Genomic DNA, 17,045 nt, shown 5'->3' with positions numbered 1-17,045 from the left:
TATTATTCTCCTGCGCCAATTGCGGCAGCTACATCTGCCACTTGCACCGTGTCACCGGTATTGTTGCCCCAGGCATTACGCTCGTAAGTAATCACCGCAGCCAGCTCGCTGGTGGTTAATTGTTTAGCGAACGCCTGCATAGCAGTTGCGGGTTTTCCGAAGACAACAATGTGAATATGTGCGGAAATATCAGTCGTTGCGATAGGACTGCCTTTTAATGCGGGGATGGCACCTGGTAGCCCGTCACCAGAAACCTGATGGCACACTGCGCAATGGCTTTCGTAAACTTTTTTCCCCTGAGCCATTAACTCATCCATGCTTTGCGTTTGCTGCGCTGCTTTTTCTGCCTCAGCTTTTGCTTGTGCCTGCAATGCAACCTGCTCTTGCGCCCAAGCATCAAACTCTTCCGGTGTTTTTACATCGACAACCACCGGCATAAAACCATGATCTTTACCGCACAGCTCAGCACATTGCCCACGATAAGTTCCGGGCTTATCAACTTTGGTCCAAGTCTCATTAATAAATCCGGGATTGGCATCTTTTTTTATAGCAAACGCTGGCACCCACCATGAATGAATCACATCATCGGAGGTAACCAGAAAACGAATTTTTTTATCGGTAGGGATAACCAGAGGCTTATCAACTTCACGCAAATACAACTCAGTTTTTTCAGCATTATTTTCGATTTGATCACGCGGGGTAGCTAACATGGAGTAAAACTCAATTGGATAATCCATGTATTTGTAATGCCATTTCCATTGCGAACCGGTGATTAATATCGTGAGATCCGCTTTGGATGTATCCTCCATCGCAATCAGTGTTTTACTGGCAGGAATCGCCATTACCACTAAAATCACGACTGGAATTGCAGTCCACAACAATTCAATTTTTAAGCTGCCGTGAAATTGCGCTGCCCTGGCACCTTTGGATTTCCGATGATGCAGAATCGACCAAAACATAAGCGCAAATACAATCGCACCTATCGCACAACAAATATAGAAAATCGCCATATGCAGGTTATAAACCTGATGGCTAATATCGGTTGCACCGCGGGTCATGTTGTATCTTTCAGTTTCAGCCTGTAACGAATTACTGATAAAAAAAACCGATATCAGCAGAAAATAATTCATTACATTTGTTAATCCTGACAAATAGCGTTTCACTGCACGACTCCTTCTTGTGGCTTTTTATGACTATGGCCTTTTGATATTGGAAACGTGTAAAAAACAGATGAGCAAAGCCACCCCGCGAGGACGCAGGATTTTTTAACCGCTTTATTAATACAAATTTTGCGAGCTGGATTTGATCCAGCAACAGGAATCAGGTGAACACTTCAGTCAACTTTTTAACTAACCACTCGATCAGCCTTGCAGTTAACCCTTTATTCAACAAGCCCAATAAGGCGCGACCTGACACAGAATAGCCAACCGGCTATAGGCGGGGGACAACTTGCGAAAAGCGGACTCACAGTCGCTTTTCAAAACCCAAGTCTTTGAGATTCAAAGACATTCAGCCAGAACACAGGACGTACCATAACCCGAATAAACATCGGAAAATCGGACACCTAAATCCCAACAACATCTACGTACATCATCGAACAATACAGTCGAGCAACATTATTAGCGCTCAGCTATTCTCAGGAAACTCAGAATAAAAAGAATTGAGAACAAAAAGCTACTCGACGGATTAACTATAATCCCATCGGTTCAAAACGCAAGCTACTGCAGTAAAACAAAATTTCTGACCTAAAACACAATCTTTATAGAAGAAAAGATTTTATTAAGCGAGACAATTAAAGAGACAGTTATGCAGGACAGTCACATGAAAAGCGCTGCTCATCTTCCAGACGCAGCGCCGTTAATGAGCCACCCCATACACAGCCGGTATCCAACGCATAGACATGACTAACGCCCGAGCGGCCTTCAAGTGCGGCCCAGTGGCCAAATAGAATTTTTTGGTTGCGCGTTTTGCGGCGCAAAAAAGAAAACCAAGGCGCAAACCCGACAGGCGCTGCCTCAGCACTCTCTTTAGTTTGCAGTTCCAATTCGCCATCGGCATTACAAAAACGCATGCGGGTAAAGTAATTAGTAATCAAACGCAGGCGATCAATGCCAGACAAATTATCATCCCAATTACAGGGATAATTGCCGTACATACTTGCCAGAAACTCTTCTACTTTGTCGGACTGAAGTACATTTTCAACTTCGCATGAGTAGGTCAAAGCATCGGCCAAATCCCATTGCGGCGGGATACCTGCATGCACCATAGTAAAACCTGATACTTCATCATGATGAACCAGTTTTTGTTGGCGTAGCCAATAGACTAAATCTGCACAATCCGGTGCATTTAATAATTCATCGAGCGTATCGTTTTTGTTACGTTTGCGCAGTCCGTAATAAACCGCAAGAAAATGTAAATCGTGATTGCCTAAAACGACAGTAATGGAGTCACGCAGTTGATATAAAAAACGCAAGGTGGCGAGAGTATCTGGCCCGCGGTTAATCAAATCACCAGCGAACCAGAGTTTGTCATTGAGGGGATTAAATTCGATTTTTTTTAACAGACATTGCAGCGGCTCAAGACAGCCTTGTACATCACCGATTGCATAAGTCGCCATTTCAATACCTGTTAATTTTTTAAAACTTTATGAGATGGATTAGTGCAATGCGCTTGGAGGAACCAACGCAAAAGTCGGAATAGGAGCATCAAACATTGCACCGTCATCAGCGCGCATATGATAAGTGCCTTCCATAATACCGGTTTCGGTTTCCAAAATTACACCACTTGTATAGGTGTAACTTTCACCGGGTTTTAAATGTGGCTGCTCACCCACTACACCTATGCCCTGCACTTCTTGTAATTTTTCATTGGCATCGGTAATACGCCAGTGACGGCTGATTAATTGCGCAGGAGTATCGCTCTTGTTCGCTATTGTAATGGTGTAGGTATAAACGTAGCGACGCTCATGGGGCGTAGATTGCGCCTCCATATAATTGGTGCGCACTTGAATCTGAATGTCCGACATATTAATCAGCCTCTTTTATTGACTGACCATTTAAAGACAATTCACCCAGCAAATTACTCATGGCCACATATTCAGGCAAACTGATTTCTTCAGGGCGCAACTGCAAATTCACCGGTAAGGATTCCATCTGCTCCGCGCTCAACAATTGTTTGAGCGAGTTGCGCAGTGTTTTTCGGCGCTGCTGAAACGCAACATTCACCAGTGTTTCCAAAGTTTTAATATTGTTGGCCACATAAGGCAAGTTGGCGTAGGGCGTTAGGCGCACAATTGCTGAATCTACCTTAGGTGCAGGATCGAAGGATGTCGGTGGAACATCAAACAAATCTTCAACCGCACAGTAATATTGCACCATAATCCCCAAGCGCCCGTATGCGCTCTCACCCGGTTGCGCTGCCATACGCTTAACCACTTCCTTCTGCAACATAAAGTGCATGTCTTGCACTTTATTTGAATAGGTGAGCAGATGAAAAATTAATGGAGTTGATATGTTGTACGGCAAGTTGCCGACGATACGTAGCGGGCGATTATTTTTAATAATTTGTGCAAAATCAAACTGCAAGGCATCGGCCTGAAACAGTTGAAAATTTGGATGCTTTTCAAACTTTACTTTTAACCAGGGCACCAAATCGCGATCTAATTCGATCACGCTTAGGTTATCGCAACTGTCGGCTAGCAATTGCGTAATCGCGCCCTTACCCGGCCCGATCTCGACAATCAAGTCCTCTTTTTGCGGATGCACCGAGCGCACTATGTCGCGGATAATTCCGTGATCGATTAAGAAGTTTTGGCCAAAGCGTTTACGTGCTTTGTGTTGCGATTCGTGATTCAGTAATTTACTCATGGTTTATCGTTCTATCAAAAAATTAATTCAGCGCAGCGTGTTTTGCTTCAACCATCGCCAATGCGTAATGTAATGCAGTGCGTAAACTGCCCAAATCCGCTTTTCCTGTACCCGCCAAATCCAATGCAGTTCCATGATCAACAGACGTGCGAATAATCGGCAAGCCCAAGGTTATATTGACTGCTTGACCAAAACCTTTGTATTTCAAAACAGGCAAGCCTTGGTCGTGATACATCGCCAACACCGCATCGGCGTTATCCAAATATTTAGGCGTGAATAAAGTATCGGCAGGTAGAGGGCCGACCAAGTTCATCCCGCGCGAGCGTAACTGTGCAAGAACAGGTTCGATCACCTCAATTTCTTCGCGCCCGAGATGGCCGCCTTCTCCCGCGTGAGGGTTTAAACCACACACCAGAATACGCGGCTGGGCTATACCAAATTGCACCTGCATATCGCGCTGTAAAATTTCAGTGACTTGCGTGAGTTCATCTTTGGTAATCGCGGCAGCAACATCCTTTAGCGGCAAATGTGTTGTTGCAAGCGCTACGCGCAAGCCTTCAGTGGCAAGCATCATCACCACTTTTTCAGTATTCGTTTTTTCTGCGAGATACTCAGTGTGACCACTAAACGCGATTCCTGCATCGTTGATAATACTTTTTTGCACTGGGCCAGTAACCAGCGCAGCAAAATGCCCGGCAACACAACCCTCAATCGCAGTATCCAGTGTGCGCAAAATGTAAAACGCATTTTGTACATTCAACTTGCCCGGTTCAGCGGTTTGTGCAAGTACGATGGGTAATACTGCCAACTCGCCTGCAACGCTTGGGCGCGGGGCTTCCTGTAAATTAATTTCACGTAACTGCAGCTTTAATCCCAACTGCTGAGCGCGCGCTTGCAACAGCTGTGGGTCGGCAATCGCAACAATTTCATGCTGCTGCGCTTGCTGCGCAAGTGTCACCACCAGATCGGGGCCTATACCTGCCGGCTCACCGGGTGTAAGTGCAATTCGATAACAGGGATTCTTCATTGTTTGACCTGACAAAAGCTTGAACCAGCAGACAAAAAGCAGATTTCAAAAAGCACAACGGCTAAAAACAGAATTGCGTTAACTCACTCGTGTTGCGCAATCTATTTTTAGCCGCTGGTACCAGCAAAGCCTGATACTAGAGTTTAACTTCGACGTAAGCCTCTTCGCGAATTTGCGTAAGCCAGAGTTGGAACTCTTCTTCAAAACGACGCGAACGCAATACGTTGGCGGCTTGGTTGCGCTTCATTCTATCGCTCATATCTTCTTTGCGACGCTCTAACACTTGCAAAATGTGCCAGCCGAATTGGCTCTTAAACGGACGAGTAATCCCATTGATAGGGGTGTTGCCCATCGCCTCTTCAAACTCGGGCACAAACATTCCCGGAGTGGCCCAACCCAAATCGCCGCCGCTCAACATGGAGCCAGTATCTTCTGAATTTTCACGGGCCAATTTGCCAAAGTCTTCGCCCTTTTCAATACGCGCTTTTAAATCCAACAATTTTTGGCGCGCTTGGGCGTCATCCATAATTTCTGATGTTTTTATCAGAATATGGCGGGCGTGGGTCTGCTCAACCAATTGTTCGCCACCACCACGCTGCTCAATATTTTTAAGGATATGGAAACCTGCACCACTGCGGAAAGGTTTGGATACCTGACCAACAGCGAGATCAATCATTTTATTGCCGAACAACTCTGGCAACTGCGCCAGTTTGCGCCAGCCAATATCACCACCTTGCAGAGCCGCTTGGTCATTGGAGTAGCTGATCGCCATTTGCGAAAAATCACTGCCGGATTGCAGCTTTTGGTAAACATCATTGGCTTTTGCTTCGGCGGCAGCGATGGTGTCAGCATCGGCACTACTGGATACCGCAATCAAAATATGGCCAATATGAAAGTCCGGTGAGGTGGCAAACTTGCCATCGCTCGATGCAAGGAAGTTATTAATATCCTGATCCGTGACTTTAATACGACTATTAACAACACCCTGTTGCAAGTGACTAATGGTCAACTCATTGCGCATTTGCTTGCGCAAACCATCGATTGTTAGACCCTGACGAGCCAAATCTGCTTCAAGTTGCGCCATAGTGATTTGGTTTTTTTGCAAAACGCGACCAATGGCTTGATCGATTTCCGCCTCATCCACATTGATGTCATAGCGCTCGGCCATCGCCAGCTCAATACGCTCAAGAATCAACTGCTCCAGAATTTGTTTATTGAGCACATCTTCCGGTGGCAATTGCTGATATTGGCCTTGCAGGCGCTCCAGAATTGATGCTTTGCGATCATTCAATTCACTTTCCAGCACTACGTCCTGATCAACAATCGCTACCACACGATCCAGAGACACAGCATTGCTTTGCGCAAAGCCAGGCTGACTGGCGGCCAGCAAGCCGCCGAGCAATATAGTCCAGCCCATACGCAATACATGTGGCTTGTTTTGGTTCTTACTCATAATTCAATCGCTGCTTTATTGTAGAGATACTTCACGCTCGCCGTAGCCAATCATGGCCTTGTCGAGCAGGTTGCTAATTCGTCGACTAATACTACCGAAACCGCGTAATTGCACTTCGATAAAAATGCCGCGGTCATAGTCGTCATGGGTGAGATTTTCCATAAAGCTGGCGCTGTAATCAAAATCCAACCATTGGCGCGCTAATACACGTACACGATAGCAGCAGTCGGTGTATTCGAGCCCGGCAAAGGTGTCGAGTTCCGCATCATAGGTAAAATCGTAGTTAGCGCGGGCAATTAGTGCCCATTGATTAGATACCGGCCAGAGGGTAGTAATGTCGATTTGGTTAAGGGTTTCACCAATACTTGGCGATGTTTCCAAAGGGCTAAGCGTAATAGGGTCGCGACTGTAGCGATAACCCAAGTTGAAAATACGATACTGCTCATCCATGTAGTTCACGCTAGTACTAATGGTTTTCACTTCATCCAATTGGTGATCATAGAGCACATCCCCACTAAAACGCAGATGGTCGCCAATCTGGCCGCTCGCCTGCCCTGCCAGCGCCGAGCTGGTACGGGTATTGGCATAGTCGTCATCGTCATTGAGGATGCTGATTTCCCGGTCTTCAAAGTAGTTGATCTGACCGATGCTCAAGCGCAAGCGCTCAATGCCAGTGCGATCTTCTACGAAACGGCTGGTCACCCCCAAAGCGAGATGATTGGCATCATCAAGGCGGTCGCCGCCGGAAAAGCGTGAGTCGCGGAATAATTGGTTGTAGGTGAAGATCAAATCCGATGTATCAAAGTTGACGTAGCTGCTATCGGAAGTAAGGCCATAGAGCGAATCCTGATTTTCATAGTCGCGGTACAAATAAAACGCGCGCGGCTCCAGTGTTTGCACATAGTCGTCGCCAAACCAGTTTTTATCGCGCTCAAAGTACAAGCCCATATCGAGCGAGCCTTGTGGTGTAGCAAATTGCTGACTGGTATCTGCATCCGCATTCATATTGATTGCATCCAGCTCGTAGCTCAGGGTTTTCACCCCGACACCTGGCTTGATGTAACCAGCGGTGAACTCTTTATCCCACGTCAGTTTATAGTTGGTGCGCACACGCTCACCTACAATCAAATCCGCCTTGGACTGCGCACGACTCGGATCTATTTCAAAATACTGATTCATATCGAAATTGGTGTATTCGTTATCCAATTCGATCAACCAATCATTCACTCTATAGCGGCCATCAGCATGCAGGCGCGGTAATTCACGATAGGGTAATTGCGAGCTGGTGAGCAGACGAAACTCTTCTGCCTTGGCACCAAAATTCCAGTTTGGACTTTTATAGCCGGCCGATACTAACTGGCGAATGTAAGCTTGACGGTTATCATCAACGGCGCTTCTATCGATGTCATGGATATAGTCGGTGTCGCTGACATCGGTAAAGTCGATCAAGGTTGACCAGCGCTGTTTGCTGCCACCCGTTTGAAAAAGATTGTACTGCCAGCGATCTTTGCCCAAGTAACTTTCATCATCCTGATCATCATCTCGGCCTCGATCACGATCATCGCCGAGAAAGCTGCCAGTCAACACTGTATCAAACGAACTGGACATATGACGGAACTCGGACTCCAGCATATAACCGTGATCCTCCAGATAGCGAGGATTGATAGTTGCGTCGTAATTGGGTGCGATATTCCAGTAAAAAGGCACTTCGAATTCATCTATGCCATCACTCCCGATCCCCACTGAGGGAAACAGAAAGCCAGTCAGACGATCAGGGCCGATAGGAAAACGAAAATAAGGTGCATAGGCGACCGGTATGTCTTTCACATGCAAGCGCATATGTTTAGCGGTGCCGTAGTGTTTCTCGTTATAGAGCGTGATATTGGAGCCTTTGATCAGCCAAGTGTTATCGCCCGGCTCACAGCTGGTAAAGGTGCCTTGATCAAGACTGATAATTTCATCGCCAATTTTATTCAGGTTTTCAGCGCGGCCGCGTACACGAGTTTCGTAGAGCACAAAACGAGCACTGTCCAAGCTGGCATTGCCGGTATTGGTATCGATTTTGGCGCTATCGGCGCGCAATAACATGCCCGGTTCCCGCACTTGAATATTGCCGTTTAATTCGGCCTTGCGCGAAACATTATCGAAACTGAACTCATCGGCGCGAAAGGAACGGCGCCCTTGAGTCAGGTAGACATCATCGCGCATGATGAATTTGGTCTGCCGCTCGGACTCCGAGTAATCCGCCGTGCCAAAGATATTGGCACTTTCCGGGTCGAGTTCGGACTCCGCATCGTTACGCGGTGGCGCAATATAAGCGCCGCAGCAGGCGGCAGGCACCAATGCACGCTGCTCGGGAGTCAGTTCCTCCAAAGGAATCCAATCCAATTCACGCAATTGTTCATTGGGGTCTTTTACCTTGGTTGATGCGTCATCGGCCCAACTCAGGGGGGCAGCCAATAACAACACGCCTGCACACTGTGCTGCAACACACAGAGCAAGACGGGAGCGAAGGAATTTATTGCGTAGATTTTGCTGGGAATGTTTCTGGTTTGAAGCCATTAACCGCGGTCTCAAATAGGCGCGCCATACATATGCCGCCGAAAAAATTGATGCGATTCTACTGTAAACAACCTGCACTGGGAATGAATTGGGGGAAATCACCTGACTGGGGTAGAATCCGGCCAATGAATACCGCTACAAAATCGCGAATAAACCTTCAAACCCGAATTCGGAATCTGCATGACCACAACCCAACCCCATGCTCCTGGTGACACCCGAAAGTTAGCACTCGCTAACTGGGTAACACAGCAAACATCGCCCGACCAACACCCCATCCAATTACAAAGCTTGGGAAGCGATGCCGGTTTTCGCCGCTATTTTCGCTATCAATCGCCATCGCAATGGCTGGCCGTTGATGCGCCACCTGCCACTGAAGATACCGTCCAATTTCTCGCTATCGCCCGCCTTCTGGAGCAACGGGGGGTGCGCAGCCCGCGCATAGCCGCAGCCGATGCCGAGCAAGGTTTCCTGTTGGTTGAAGATATGGGCGACCGCTTGTTCTTCCGCGCAGTAAATAGCGACAACGCCGATCAACTCTACTCACAGGCGATTACCACCCTGTTGCAGATTCAGCGTTGTAATGATGATCCAATCATTCCGCGCTACGACCGCGCCCTGTTGCGCCGCGAACTGGAGATATTCAGTGAGTGGTTTGTCGGACAGTTGCTCGGCTACTCGCTTAACACCGAGGAACAAGAGCAGTTGGATCAGCTGTTTACCCAGTTTGAAGACAACTCGATCAACCAGCCGCAAAGCTTCGTGCACCGCGACTATCACTCGCGCAATCTCCTGTTGGTCGATGACGGTTCGCTCGGCGTGATCGATTTTCAGGGTGCACTTTGGGGCGGCATAACCTATGACTTGGTATCGCTACTGCGCGATTGCTATCTGCGCTGGCCTGCGGAACAGGTTAAACGCTGGGCGCTGGAATATCGCCAGCAAGCTATTAGCAGCGGCACTATTCCCGAAGTAAGCGAAGCGGAATTTTTGCGCTGGTTTGATTGGCTCGGTTTGCAGCGCCATATCAAAGTGCTGGGCATATTTGCACGTTTGAATTTACGCGATGGCAAAAGCGGCTACCTCAACGACTTGCCCTTGGTGATTCGCTACACCTTGGAAGTGGCAGACGACTACGCCGAGCTGCGCCCTTTTGCCGACTGGTTTACGCAGACACTCCTACCGCTGGTACAACAGCAGAGCTGGTATCAGGATTATCAAACAGCAGGCGAACAAGCCCTCAATAAAGACACAGCAGGCGCCCAAGAAGTAGGTAATAAATGAAAGCGATGATTCTCGCCGCCGGGCTCGGCAACCGCATGCGTCCACTCACCGACCACACCCCCAAGCCGCTGCTTTGCGCAGGCGGTAAACCGCTGATTGAATATCACTTGGAAAATTTGCAGCGCGCTGGCATTCGTGAGGTGATTATCAACCTCGCCTATCTCGGCGAAAAAATTCGCGCACATCTAGGAGACGGCCAACAGTTCGGATTGCAGATTCACTACTCCACCGAACCCGAACCGCTTGAAACCGGCGGGGCGATTTTGCATGCACTGGATTTACTGGGCGATGAGCCGTTTTTATTGATTAATGGCGATGTCTGGTGCGATCTGGAATTTGCACATCTGGTTCAGCACCCGCTCACTGAAAATCAACAAGGCCATTTGTTATTAGTGCCCAATCCCGATTTTCATCCACTCGGTGATTTTGCACTTGCCGATAATGGTTTGCTGCTTGATGACTTGGAAAAAACACATCCACAACGATTTACTTTTGGTGGAATTAGTCTGCTAAAACCAGAGTTAATCAACAATTATCCCGATAAACGCCAAAAGTTTCCCTTGGTAGAAGTACTACGCCGCGCAATTGGTTTGCAACAACTGAGCGGCGAGGTTCACAACGGCCACTGGAGCGATGTTGGAACCCCCACGCGCTTGCAGGATTTGGAAAATTATTTGCAAGGCTAATTATTTATTTGCCATCAGCATTCAGCATACTGATGGCGGATTGGTTAAATTAACCTGACGAAAAATTGCCTCTGCTTCCGGCGACACACTGCGTACATGTAAATCCTGCTGGGGAAAAGGAATTTCGATTTCTGCTTCATTAAGTGCAGTCAGGATACTAGCAAACAAATTACTGCGAATTTGCGTCCAGTTATCTATGTCGTAAGTCCAGGCGCGCACCACAAAATCCAATGAACTCGCACCATAACCCGTCATCAAAGCTACAGGCGCAGGCTCGGTAGAAATGCCCGGCATAGCGCGCGTAGTCTCCACCAAAATCGGCAAGAGTTTCTGCACATCCGTGCCGTAGGCCACACCGATAATTAAATCGATACGGCGACGGCTATCCATTAAGGTCCAGTTAGTTAAATTATTCGATACCAAGGTGCCGTTGGGCACTACTACATCGGCGCCATCAAAGGTGCTGATAATAGTTGCGCGCAAACCAATTTGACGTACACGGCCAGACACACCGGGCAAATCGATAATGTCGCCTGGTTGAATCGGGCGCTCAAACATCAGCACCAAACCCGACACAAAATTGCTGACGATATTTTGCAAGCCCAAGCCAATACCAACACCCAAGGCACCAAACATCAACGCGAGCTGGCCGACTTTAAAACCCGCTGCCGAGAGCGCAATTAAAAAGCCTAGGATGAGCACTGCATAATAGGAGAGTGACGCAATACTATTGCCCACGCCGCGCGGCAATGAAAAGCGAGAGAGAAGTTGATCGCGCAATAAAAACCGCACCAACGCAGCCGACCAAAACGCAATCAACACTGCAATGACAAATGCCAACACATTGCCGACGCTGATGGAGATCGCCCCCATCTCCACCGTGAATGCCAAAAAGTCGCGAAACCAAGCATAGACAGGGCGCAGGATGCGAAAGCGATCCATGGTGTAAATCGCCCAAGCAATAAGCGCTGCAAGCATTAATCCCTGCAGCAATTTCTGCTGAATCGCTGCGGCTTGCATGCGCATCACCATCATCGATGCGATGGCTGGCTGGGCAATCACCACTTTCAGCAGCGCCGCGCACACACTCACACCGGTGTAGAGCAACAATCCCATATAGCCGCTATCGATCAGGCCGCCGACCAGCATATCGGCCAGTGACAGATTGCCTATAAAGTTGACCAGAATGGACAGGCTCAACAAGCTGACCGCCCACCAGCCGATAAAGCGTACGCGCACGCGCAGTGGGGAATTGGCACGCTCATGTTGGCTCCAGCGCCATTGCAACCAGAGGATCACCACCAGCGCGATCACCGCCAGCCCGAGAATGAATAGGCGATATAGGAAATTACTGCCCATCAGCAGGAAACCAAACCGATCCAGCACATAAAGCCCGACCGCCGCATAGGGCCAGAAATCCAGCAGACGCACGCTTTGCTGCGGCAGTAATCGCAGCAGCGGAATGAATGCCACCAGCAGCGCCACTTCCATCAAAATTTGCGGGGCGTTTGTTTCAAATGCCATCGCCAGCAAACTGGCCAACAGCAACCAGGATGAAATCGGGCGCTTCAACACACGAGCGGTAGCCGTATCTTCCGCCAGAGAAGGGGTACGAGAGTAAATCCGCATTAACCACAGCAATAGCAACAACACGGCGATTTGAAGTACCCGTACGCCGCGGATACTTTCGGCATTACCGGCAGCATAATCCTGCGCAAACCGCGTCTCGACTTCAAAACCATGCTGAATGGACTCCAACGAGTTCTGATCGGTATTGCGCCAGAACTCAGCTCGCCACAGAGGTTCCACGTCATTCATAAGCAGGCCGCGATCAATAGTTTCTATCGCCGTCGCCACATCGTTGCGGCCGGATTGGATGTTGGCTTCCACCAGACTGGCACGACGCGTCAGGCTCCCCAACTGCGCCAAAGGTGTCGATAAACCTTTCTCAGCCTTGCGGATATCACTCAGGATGGTATCGATTTGGATGCTTAATGCTTCAGGCAAACTGGATTCGGCCGATGCGGCTTTGGTCGCAGACCATGCGGCATAGCGTTGCGACAACTCATCGGCGAGCTTGTTGTAAGGCGCTGACACATCGCGCATGTCCTCCTGCCAACGCGTAAACCGCCGCGCATCCAATTGCCAGTAACGATCAAGACTCTCCAGCCGCGCTACCGGTAAATCGGGCAACTCATCGCGATCAAAGGTGGTTTTTTTCTCATCAATGGAGCGGGAAATTTCACTTAAGGGCGCCGCCAACAGCGTCTCGGGCGACTTCTCTTTTAACTTGCGGGCCACCCGCGCCAACATGCGTTGATCCTCATTAGCGCGATCAATGATCTCGGAAACAGGAATAGGCTCCACACGCGCTGCAGCATCAGCCTCGTCGGCGGCACTTTGCGCCTGCACCAATGAACTACTTAGGGCGATAACCAAAGCGATAAACAGGAGCGACAGCAAAACAGCCCGTGAGGGCAAAGGTATCAAGCGGGCAATTCCCATTTATCCATTCTCCTTACAGCATGGTCGGGGCAAACAAGTGGTAAAGCACTGGGGCAGGTATAAGAGTAGGCCAGAAAGATAACCTAAAAAATGAACGTCTAATAGTTCGAATGCGACCGCAAGATTTAGGCTGTCACTGGGCGATCTAACCGGTAAAGTGCCACCAACAGGATAAGACGCAGGCACCGAGTGAAAACTATGGCAAGCAAGACAACTGAAAATGACAGTGCTATCGATCATCGGCGCTGGCAAATGCTCGGCAGCACAACACCGTCTGAACCCTTCTTTTATGCGGTGATTACAACGGGAATTTACTGTCGCCTCGGCTGCCCGTCGCGCAAACCCAAGCGCGACAATGTGCGATTTTTTAATACTGCGGCCGATGCTGAACGCGCCGGCTTTCGCGCCTGCAAACGTTGCCATCCACAAACGGCTGCGGCTGATAGCCAAATCACTGAGCGTATCCAACGCTTGTGTCGATTAATTGAATCCACCGCCGATGAACTATCACTCAGCGCACTTGCGGAATACGCGGGCATTAGCAGCTACCATTTACAGCGGCAATTTAAAGCCGTCACCGGTATTAGCCCCAAAGCCTACGCCAAGGCGCATCGCCAATCTTTAGAGTCAGCCATGCCAAAACCATCCAAAAAACCTGAAACTATTTGCTACTCATTGAATGCATCATCGCTCGGAAAATGTTTAATCGCACAAAGCGAAAAAGGCATTTGCGCAATTTTATTAGGCGATGAAGACGCTGCATTAATTGCTGAATTAAAAAGTCGCTTTCCACACGCTGATTTGCAATCAGCTGATCAAACCCTATCCGATTCACTGCAACAACTTATGCAAGCCATCGAATCGCCCGCACAGTCGCTAAACCTGCCGCTGGATATTCGCGGCACATTGTTTCAGCAGCGCGTGTGGAATTTGCTACAAAAAATTCCGGCAGGTGAAACGCGCAGCTATACCGAAATTGCACAACTGCTCGGCGCGCCAAAATCGGTACGCGCTGTCGCCAGTGCCTGCGCTGCCAATGCCTTGGCGATTGTGATTCCCTGCCACAGAGTCGTGCGCAGCGATGGCAATCTGGCGGGATATCGCTGGGGATTAGAGCGAAAAAAAATATTGCTGCACCGCGAACAAGATCCGACCTATGAACAAGATCAAAGCTAAATGCAAATTTCGCTCTCGATAACACTGCCGGAAGATTTCCGTCGCGTCGATTTTCTCGCCTTTCACCAGCGCGACAACCAAATGTTGGCTGAGCGCTGGGACACTACCGACGACTCAACACAATGCTTTGATAAAGGCATTATTTGGAACTCGATGCCATCCCGTTTAGCGTTCAACTTTTCAGTTCAAAACCAAGTAGAAATTGTTTTGGAAATTGACTCTGGCCGCAAAAAAATCAACACCGAACAAACTCAACAACAGCTACAAAAACTTGCGGCTCACATGCTGGGGTTAAATCAACCCACTACCGAATTTGAAGCCTTTGCAGCCAAACACAAAGACATTAAAAAGTTAATCGCCAAACAATCCGGCCTGCGCGTACCGCAAGCGGCATCGCCTTTTGAAGCCATAAGCTGGGCAATTATCGGGCAGCAAATCAGCTTGGGCGCCGCCACTTCATTGCGTCGCAAACTTATCCAGCGCGCAGGTATTCAGCATTCATCTGGCATTTACTGCTATCCCCAACCCGAGCAAATTCTCGTACTCACGGAAGATGACCTGCGCGCGTGCAGTTTTTCCGCAACCAAAGCGAAAACTCTGCTCGCGCTTGCCAATGTAGCTCAAAAAGGTGAGTTGCCACTGCAAGTCTGGCTGGATGATTTTTGGAATGGAAACACGCTTGATGCAGAAACAATTTACGCACAGCTAATTGCTATACGCGGCATAGGCCCTTGGACGATTCACTATGCCTTACTGCGAGGATTTGGCTGGATGGACGGTTCACTGCATGGCGATGTCGCCGTGCGTCGCAACTTGCAGAACTTATTAACGGCGCAGAAAAAATATTCAGGGGCGGAGAAAATATCCGCAGCAGAAACCGAACTCTGGCTCGCCGGATTTTCACCCTGGCGAGCCTTGGTCGCAGCCCATTTATGGGCGATGCAAAAAGCAGATGGGTATTAATTAACGCGACTGAATTATCTTCAACTCTTCGCGCGCAAGCTCAACACCTTCCTGCGCTGCGTCTTCCATCAGTTTTAAGCCTCTGGCTTTATCCTGCTTAAGATCACTCACGCCGTAGTACAGATTAAAACCGTAAGTAAATTTTGAATGCGCATGACCTTGGGCGATGGCGCGCTCAAAATACTCGCTGGAGCTTTTGGCATTGGCAGCGGCAAAATCGCCATACAAACCAATCACACCCAAACGGTAGGATGCCTCGGCAACACCACCTTCAGATGCCTGCTCCAGCAACTTCATGCTGCGCACTTCAAATTCTTCTTCTGTCTCGCCGGTAGATTCCAAACTAAAACTGGAATACAAAAACTGCGCATAGGCATCGTTTTGTTCAAGATAAGGCGTGAGCAATTCATAGAGCGCCTCAACTTCACCTTCATCTAACAACGCTTCGGCTTTTTGTTTGATCTCGTTTTCCATTTTTACTCACTTAATTTTTTCAAAAAAAATCATTAGTCCAAATCGCTTGCTTGATGACGCTCAGGCACTTGCAATGCCTCCTCGCCCCAAGTGCGATTAACCCGCTCTCCGCGCTGCACCGCTGGCCGTTCGCTAATTTCTTTACTCCAGCGCAATACATGACGATAGGATTTAACATCCAAAAATTCGGCTGCTTCATACAGTTTGCCCTGCACCAAGGCACCGTACCATGAATAATTTGCCATATCAGCGATGGTGTATTCGTCACCACATAGATAGCGCCGTTCCGCCAAATGGCGATCCAACACATCTAGTTGCCGCTTTACCTCCATCGCATAACGATTAATCGGATACTCCAATTTTTCAGGTGCGTAAGCATAAAAATGGCCGAAGCCACCACCTAAAAATGGTGCGCTGCCAATCTGCCAAAACAACCAGCAAAGGCATTCCGCTTTGGCAGCAGGATCGCGAGGAAGAAACGCTGAAAATTTTTCGGCGAGATACAACAAAATCGCGCCCGATTCAAATACGCGTGTAGGCGGATTGGTAGACGTATCCAACAAAGCAGGAATTTTGGAATTAGGATTAACCTCCACAAAACCACTGCCAAATTGATCGCCCTTACCTATATCAATTAACCATGCATCGTATTCAGCATTCTCTTTTCCTAATGCCAAAAGTTCCTCTAACAGAATCGTAACTTTTACTCCATTTGGCGTAGCGAGCGAATAAAGTTGTAAGGGATGCTTCCCTATATTAAGCGCCTTCTCATGTGTGGCACCGGCTATAGGCCGATTTGTACTCGCAAAAGCACCGCCCTTATTTTGCTCCCACGTCCAGACTTTGGGTGGAGTGTAGGAATTTGTTGTGCTCATAGCGCTCTCCTATTCTGATCAGGCGAATTCGGTTCAAGCCGCCTTTATATATAGAAATACAGGTTTTTCGGCATACTGACTTTAACATCAAATAAGTGACTAGGCCTTCGGTTAAATCATCAGACCAGGGATTCGCTTGAATTATCCTTCCAAAAAAAATCCCCCGCAGAATAACCT

General features: G+C 48.5%; 14 protein-coding genes. 4 read left to right on the top strand and 10 right to left on the bottom strand.

The features are described 5' to 3' along the window. Positions 1-2 precede the first annotated feature (2 nt). The 7 genes from coxB to SPL68_RS06480 form a co-directional block, all read right to left on the bottom strand. Positions 3-1,163: a cytochrome c oxidase subunit II gene (gene coxB / locus SPL68_RS06510; RefSeq protein WP_323814268.1), complete on the bottom strand. Its 1,161-nt coding sequence runs from the start codon at positions 1,161-1,163 to the stop codon at positions 3-5. Positions 1,164-1,804: 641 nt separating this feature from the next. After that, positions 1,805-2,617: a symmetrical bis(5'-nucleosyl)-tetraphosphatase gene (locus SPL68_RS06505; RefSeq protein ID WP_323814267.1), complete on the bottom strand. Its 813-nt coding sequence runs from the start codon at positions 2,615-2,617 to the stop codon at positions 1,805-1,807. 39 nt (positions 2,618-2,656) lie between these two features. Beyond that, complete coding sequence (apaG, locus tag SPL68_RS06500; RefSeq protein WP_416377409.1) at positions 2,657-3,025, bottom strand: Co2+/Mg2+ efflux protein ApaG; 369 nt, start codon at positions 3,023-3,025, stop codon at positions 2,657-2,659. 1 nt (position 3,026) lies between these two features. Continuing rightward, on the bottom strand, positions 3,027-3,866 hold the full coding sequence (rsmA, locus tag SPL68_RS06495) for a 16S rRNA (adenine(1518)-N(6)/adenine(1519)-N(6))-dimethyltransferase RsmA (protein WP_323814266.1): 840 nt from the start codon (positions 3,864-3,866) through the stop codon (positions 3,027-3,029). Positions 3,867-3,888: 22 nt separating this feature from the next. Then, positions 3,889-4,893 (bottom strand): 4-hydroxythreonine-4-phosphate dehydrogenase PdxA, encoded by a 1,005-nt coding sequence (pdxA, locus tag SPL68_RS06490; protein ID WP_323814265.1) that lies wholly within the window; start codon positions 4,891-4,893, stop codon positions 3,889-3,891. A gap of 136 nt (positions 4,894-5,029) precedes the next feature. Continuing rightward, positions 5,030-6,346, bottom strand: a complete 1,317-nt coding sequence (locus SPL68_RS06485; protein ID WP_323814264.1) for a peptidylprolyl isomerase — start codon at positions 6,344-6,346, stop codon at positions 5,030-5,032. A gap of 15 nt (positions 6,347-6,361) precedes the next feature. Further along, complete coding sequence (locus SPL68_RS06480; RefSeq protein WP_323814263.1) at positions 6,362-8,908, bottom strand: LPS-assembly protein LptD; 2,547 nt, start codon at positions 8,906-8,908, stop codon at positions 6,362-6,364. Positions 8,909-9,088: 180 nt separating this feature from the next. On the opposite strand from SPL68_RS06480, the gene SPL68_RS06475 reads away from it, so the two are divergent. Both SPL68_RS06475 and murU read left to right on the top strand, forming a co-directional pair. Next, complete coding sequence (locus tag SPL68_RS06475) at positions 9,089-10,189, top strand: aminoglycoside phosphotransferase family protein (protein ID WP_323814262.1); 1,101 nt, start codon at positions 9,089-9,091, stop codon at positions 10,187-10,189. Then, positions 10,186-10,875, top strand: a complete 690-nt coding sequence (murU, locus tag SPL68_RS06470) for an N-acetylmuramate alpha-1-phosphate uridylyltransferase MurU (RefSeq protein ID WP_323814261.1) — start codon at positions 10,186-10,188, stop codon at positions 10,873-10,875. Before SPL68_RS06475 ends, murU begins: the two co-directional genes overlap by 4 nt. A 21-nt stretch (positions 10,876-10,896) precedes the next feature. On the opposite strand, the gene SPL68_RS06465 is transcribed toward murU, so the two are convergent. Continuing rightward, complete coding sequence (locus tag SPL68_RS06465; RefSeq protein WP_323814260.1) at positions 10,897-13,338, bottom strand: mechanosensitive ion channel family protein; 2,442 nt, start codon at positions 13,336-13,338, stop codon at positions 10,897-10,899. Positions 13,339-13,578: 240 nt separating this feature from the next. Between SPL68_RS06465 and SPL68_RS06460 the strand changes: the two genes are divergently transcribed. Together SPL68_RS06460 and SPL68_RS06455 are read left to right on the top strand one after the other, a co-directional pair. Next, positions 13,579-14,556 carry a bifunctional transcriptional activator/DNA repair enzyme AdaA gene (locus tag SPL68_RS06460; protein WP_323814259.1) on the top strand — a complete coding sequence of 326 codons (978 nt, stop codon included), beginning with the start codon at positions 13,579-13,581 and terminating at the stop codon, positions 14,554-14,556. Continuing rightward, entirely contained in the window at positions 14,557-15,519 is a 963-nt protein-coding gene (locus SPL68_RS06455; RefSeq protein ID WP_323814258.1) for a DNA-3-methyladenine glycosylase family protein, read from the top strand. It begins immediately after the preceding gene. On the opposite strand, the gene SPL68_RS06450 is transcribed toward SPL68_RS06455, so the two are convergent. Further along, positions 15,520-15,993, bottom strand: coding sequence for a tetratricopeptide repeat protein (locus tag SPL68_RS06450; RefSeq protein WP_323814257.1), 474 nt, complete (start codon positions 15,991-15,993; stop codon positions 15,520-15,522). 32 nt (positions 15,994-16,025) lie between these two features. Continuing rightward, complete coding sequence (gene yghU / locus SPL68_RS06445; protein ID WP_323814256.1) at positions 16,026-16,868, bottom strand: glutathione-dependent disulfide-bond oxidoreductase; 843 nt, start codon at positions 16,866-16,868, stop codon at positions 16,026-16,028. Positions 16,869-17,045: the final 177 nt, after the last annotated feature.

Source organism: Cellvibrio chitinivorans (assembly GCF_035117775.1).
Classification (GTDB): Bacteria; Pseudomonadota; Gammaproteobacteria; order Pseudomonadales; family Cellvibrionaceae; genus Cellvibrio; species Cellvibrio chitinivorans.
This window is presented reverse-complemented; position numbering and strand designations above follow the sequence as displayed.

Excerpts from the sequence above, each read along its gene's own strand:
- yghU (WP_323814256.1), bottom strand. The coding sequence starts at position 16,868 with ATGAGCACAACAAATTCCTACACTCCACCCAAAGTCTGGACGTGGGAG.
- SPL68_RS06450 (WP_323814257.1), bottom strand. The coding sequence starts at position 15,993 with ATGGAAAACGAGATCAAACAAAAAGCCGAAGCGTTGTTAGATGAAGGT.
- SPL68_RS06460 (WP_323814259.1), top strand. The coding sequence starts at position 13,579 with ATGGCAAGCAAGACAACTGAAAATGACAGTGCTATCGATCATCGGCGC.
- pdxA (WP_323814265.1), bottom strand. The coding sequence starts at position 4,893 with ATGAAGAATCCCTGTTATCGAATTGCACTTACACCCGGTGAGCCGGCA.
- SPL68_RS06455 (WP_323814258.1), top strand. The coding sequence starts at position 14,557 with ATGCAAATTTCGCTCTCGATAACACTGCCGGAAGATTTCCGTCGCGTC.
- SPL68_RS06480 (WP_323814263.1), bottom strand. The coding sequence starts at position 8,908 with ATGGCTTCAAACCAGAAACATTCCCAGCAAAATCTACGCAATAAATTC.
- SPL68_RS06505 (WP_323814267.1), bottom strand. The coding sequence starts at position 2,617 with ATGGCGACTTATGCAATCGGTGATGTACAAGGCTGTCTTGAGCCGCTG.
- SPL68_RS06485 (WP_323814264.1), bottom strand. The coding sequence starts at position 6,346 with ATGAGTAAGAACCAAAACAAGCCACATGTATTGCGTATGGGCTGGACT.
- rsmA (WP_323814266.1), bottom strand. The coding sequence starts at position 3,866 with ATGAGTAAATTACTGAATCACGAATCGCAACACAAAGCACGTAAACGC.
- murU (WP_323814261.1), top strand. The coding sequence starts at position 10,186 with ATGAAAGCGATGATTCTCGCCGCCGGGCTCGGCAACCGCATGCGTCCA.
- apaG (WP_416377409.1), bottom strand. The coding sequence starts at position 3,025 with ATGTCGGACATTCAGATTCAAGTGCGCACCAATTATATGGAGGCGCAA.
- SPL68_RS06475 (WP_323814262.1), top strand. The coding sequence starts at position 9,089 with ATGACCACAACCCAACCCCATGCTCCTGGTGACACCCGAAAGTTAGCA.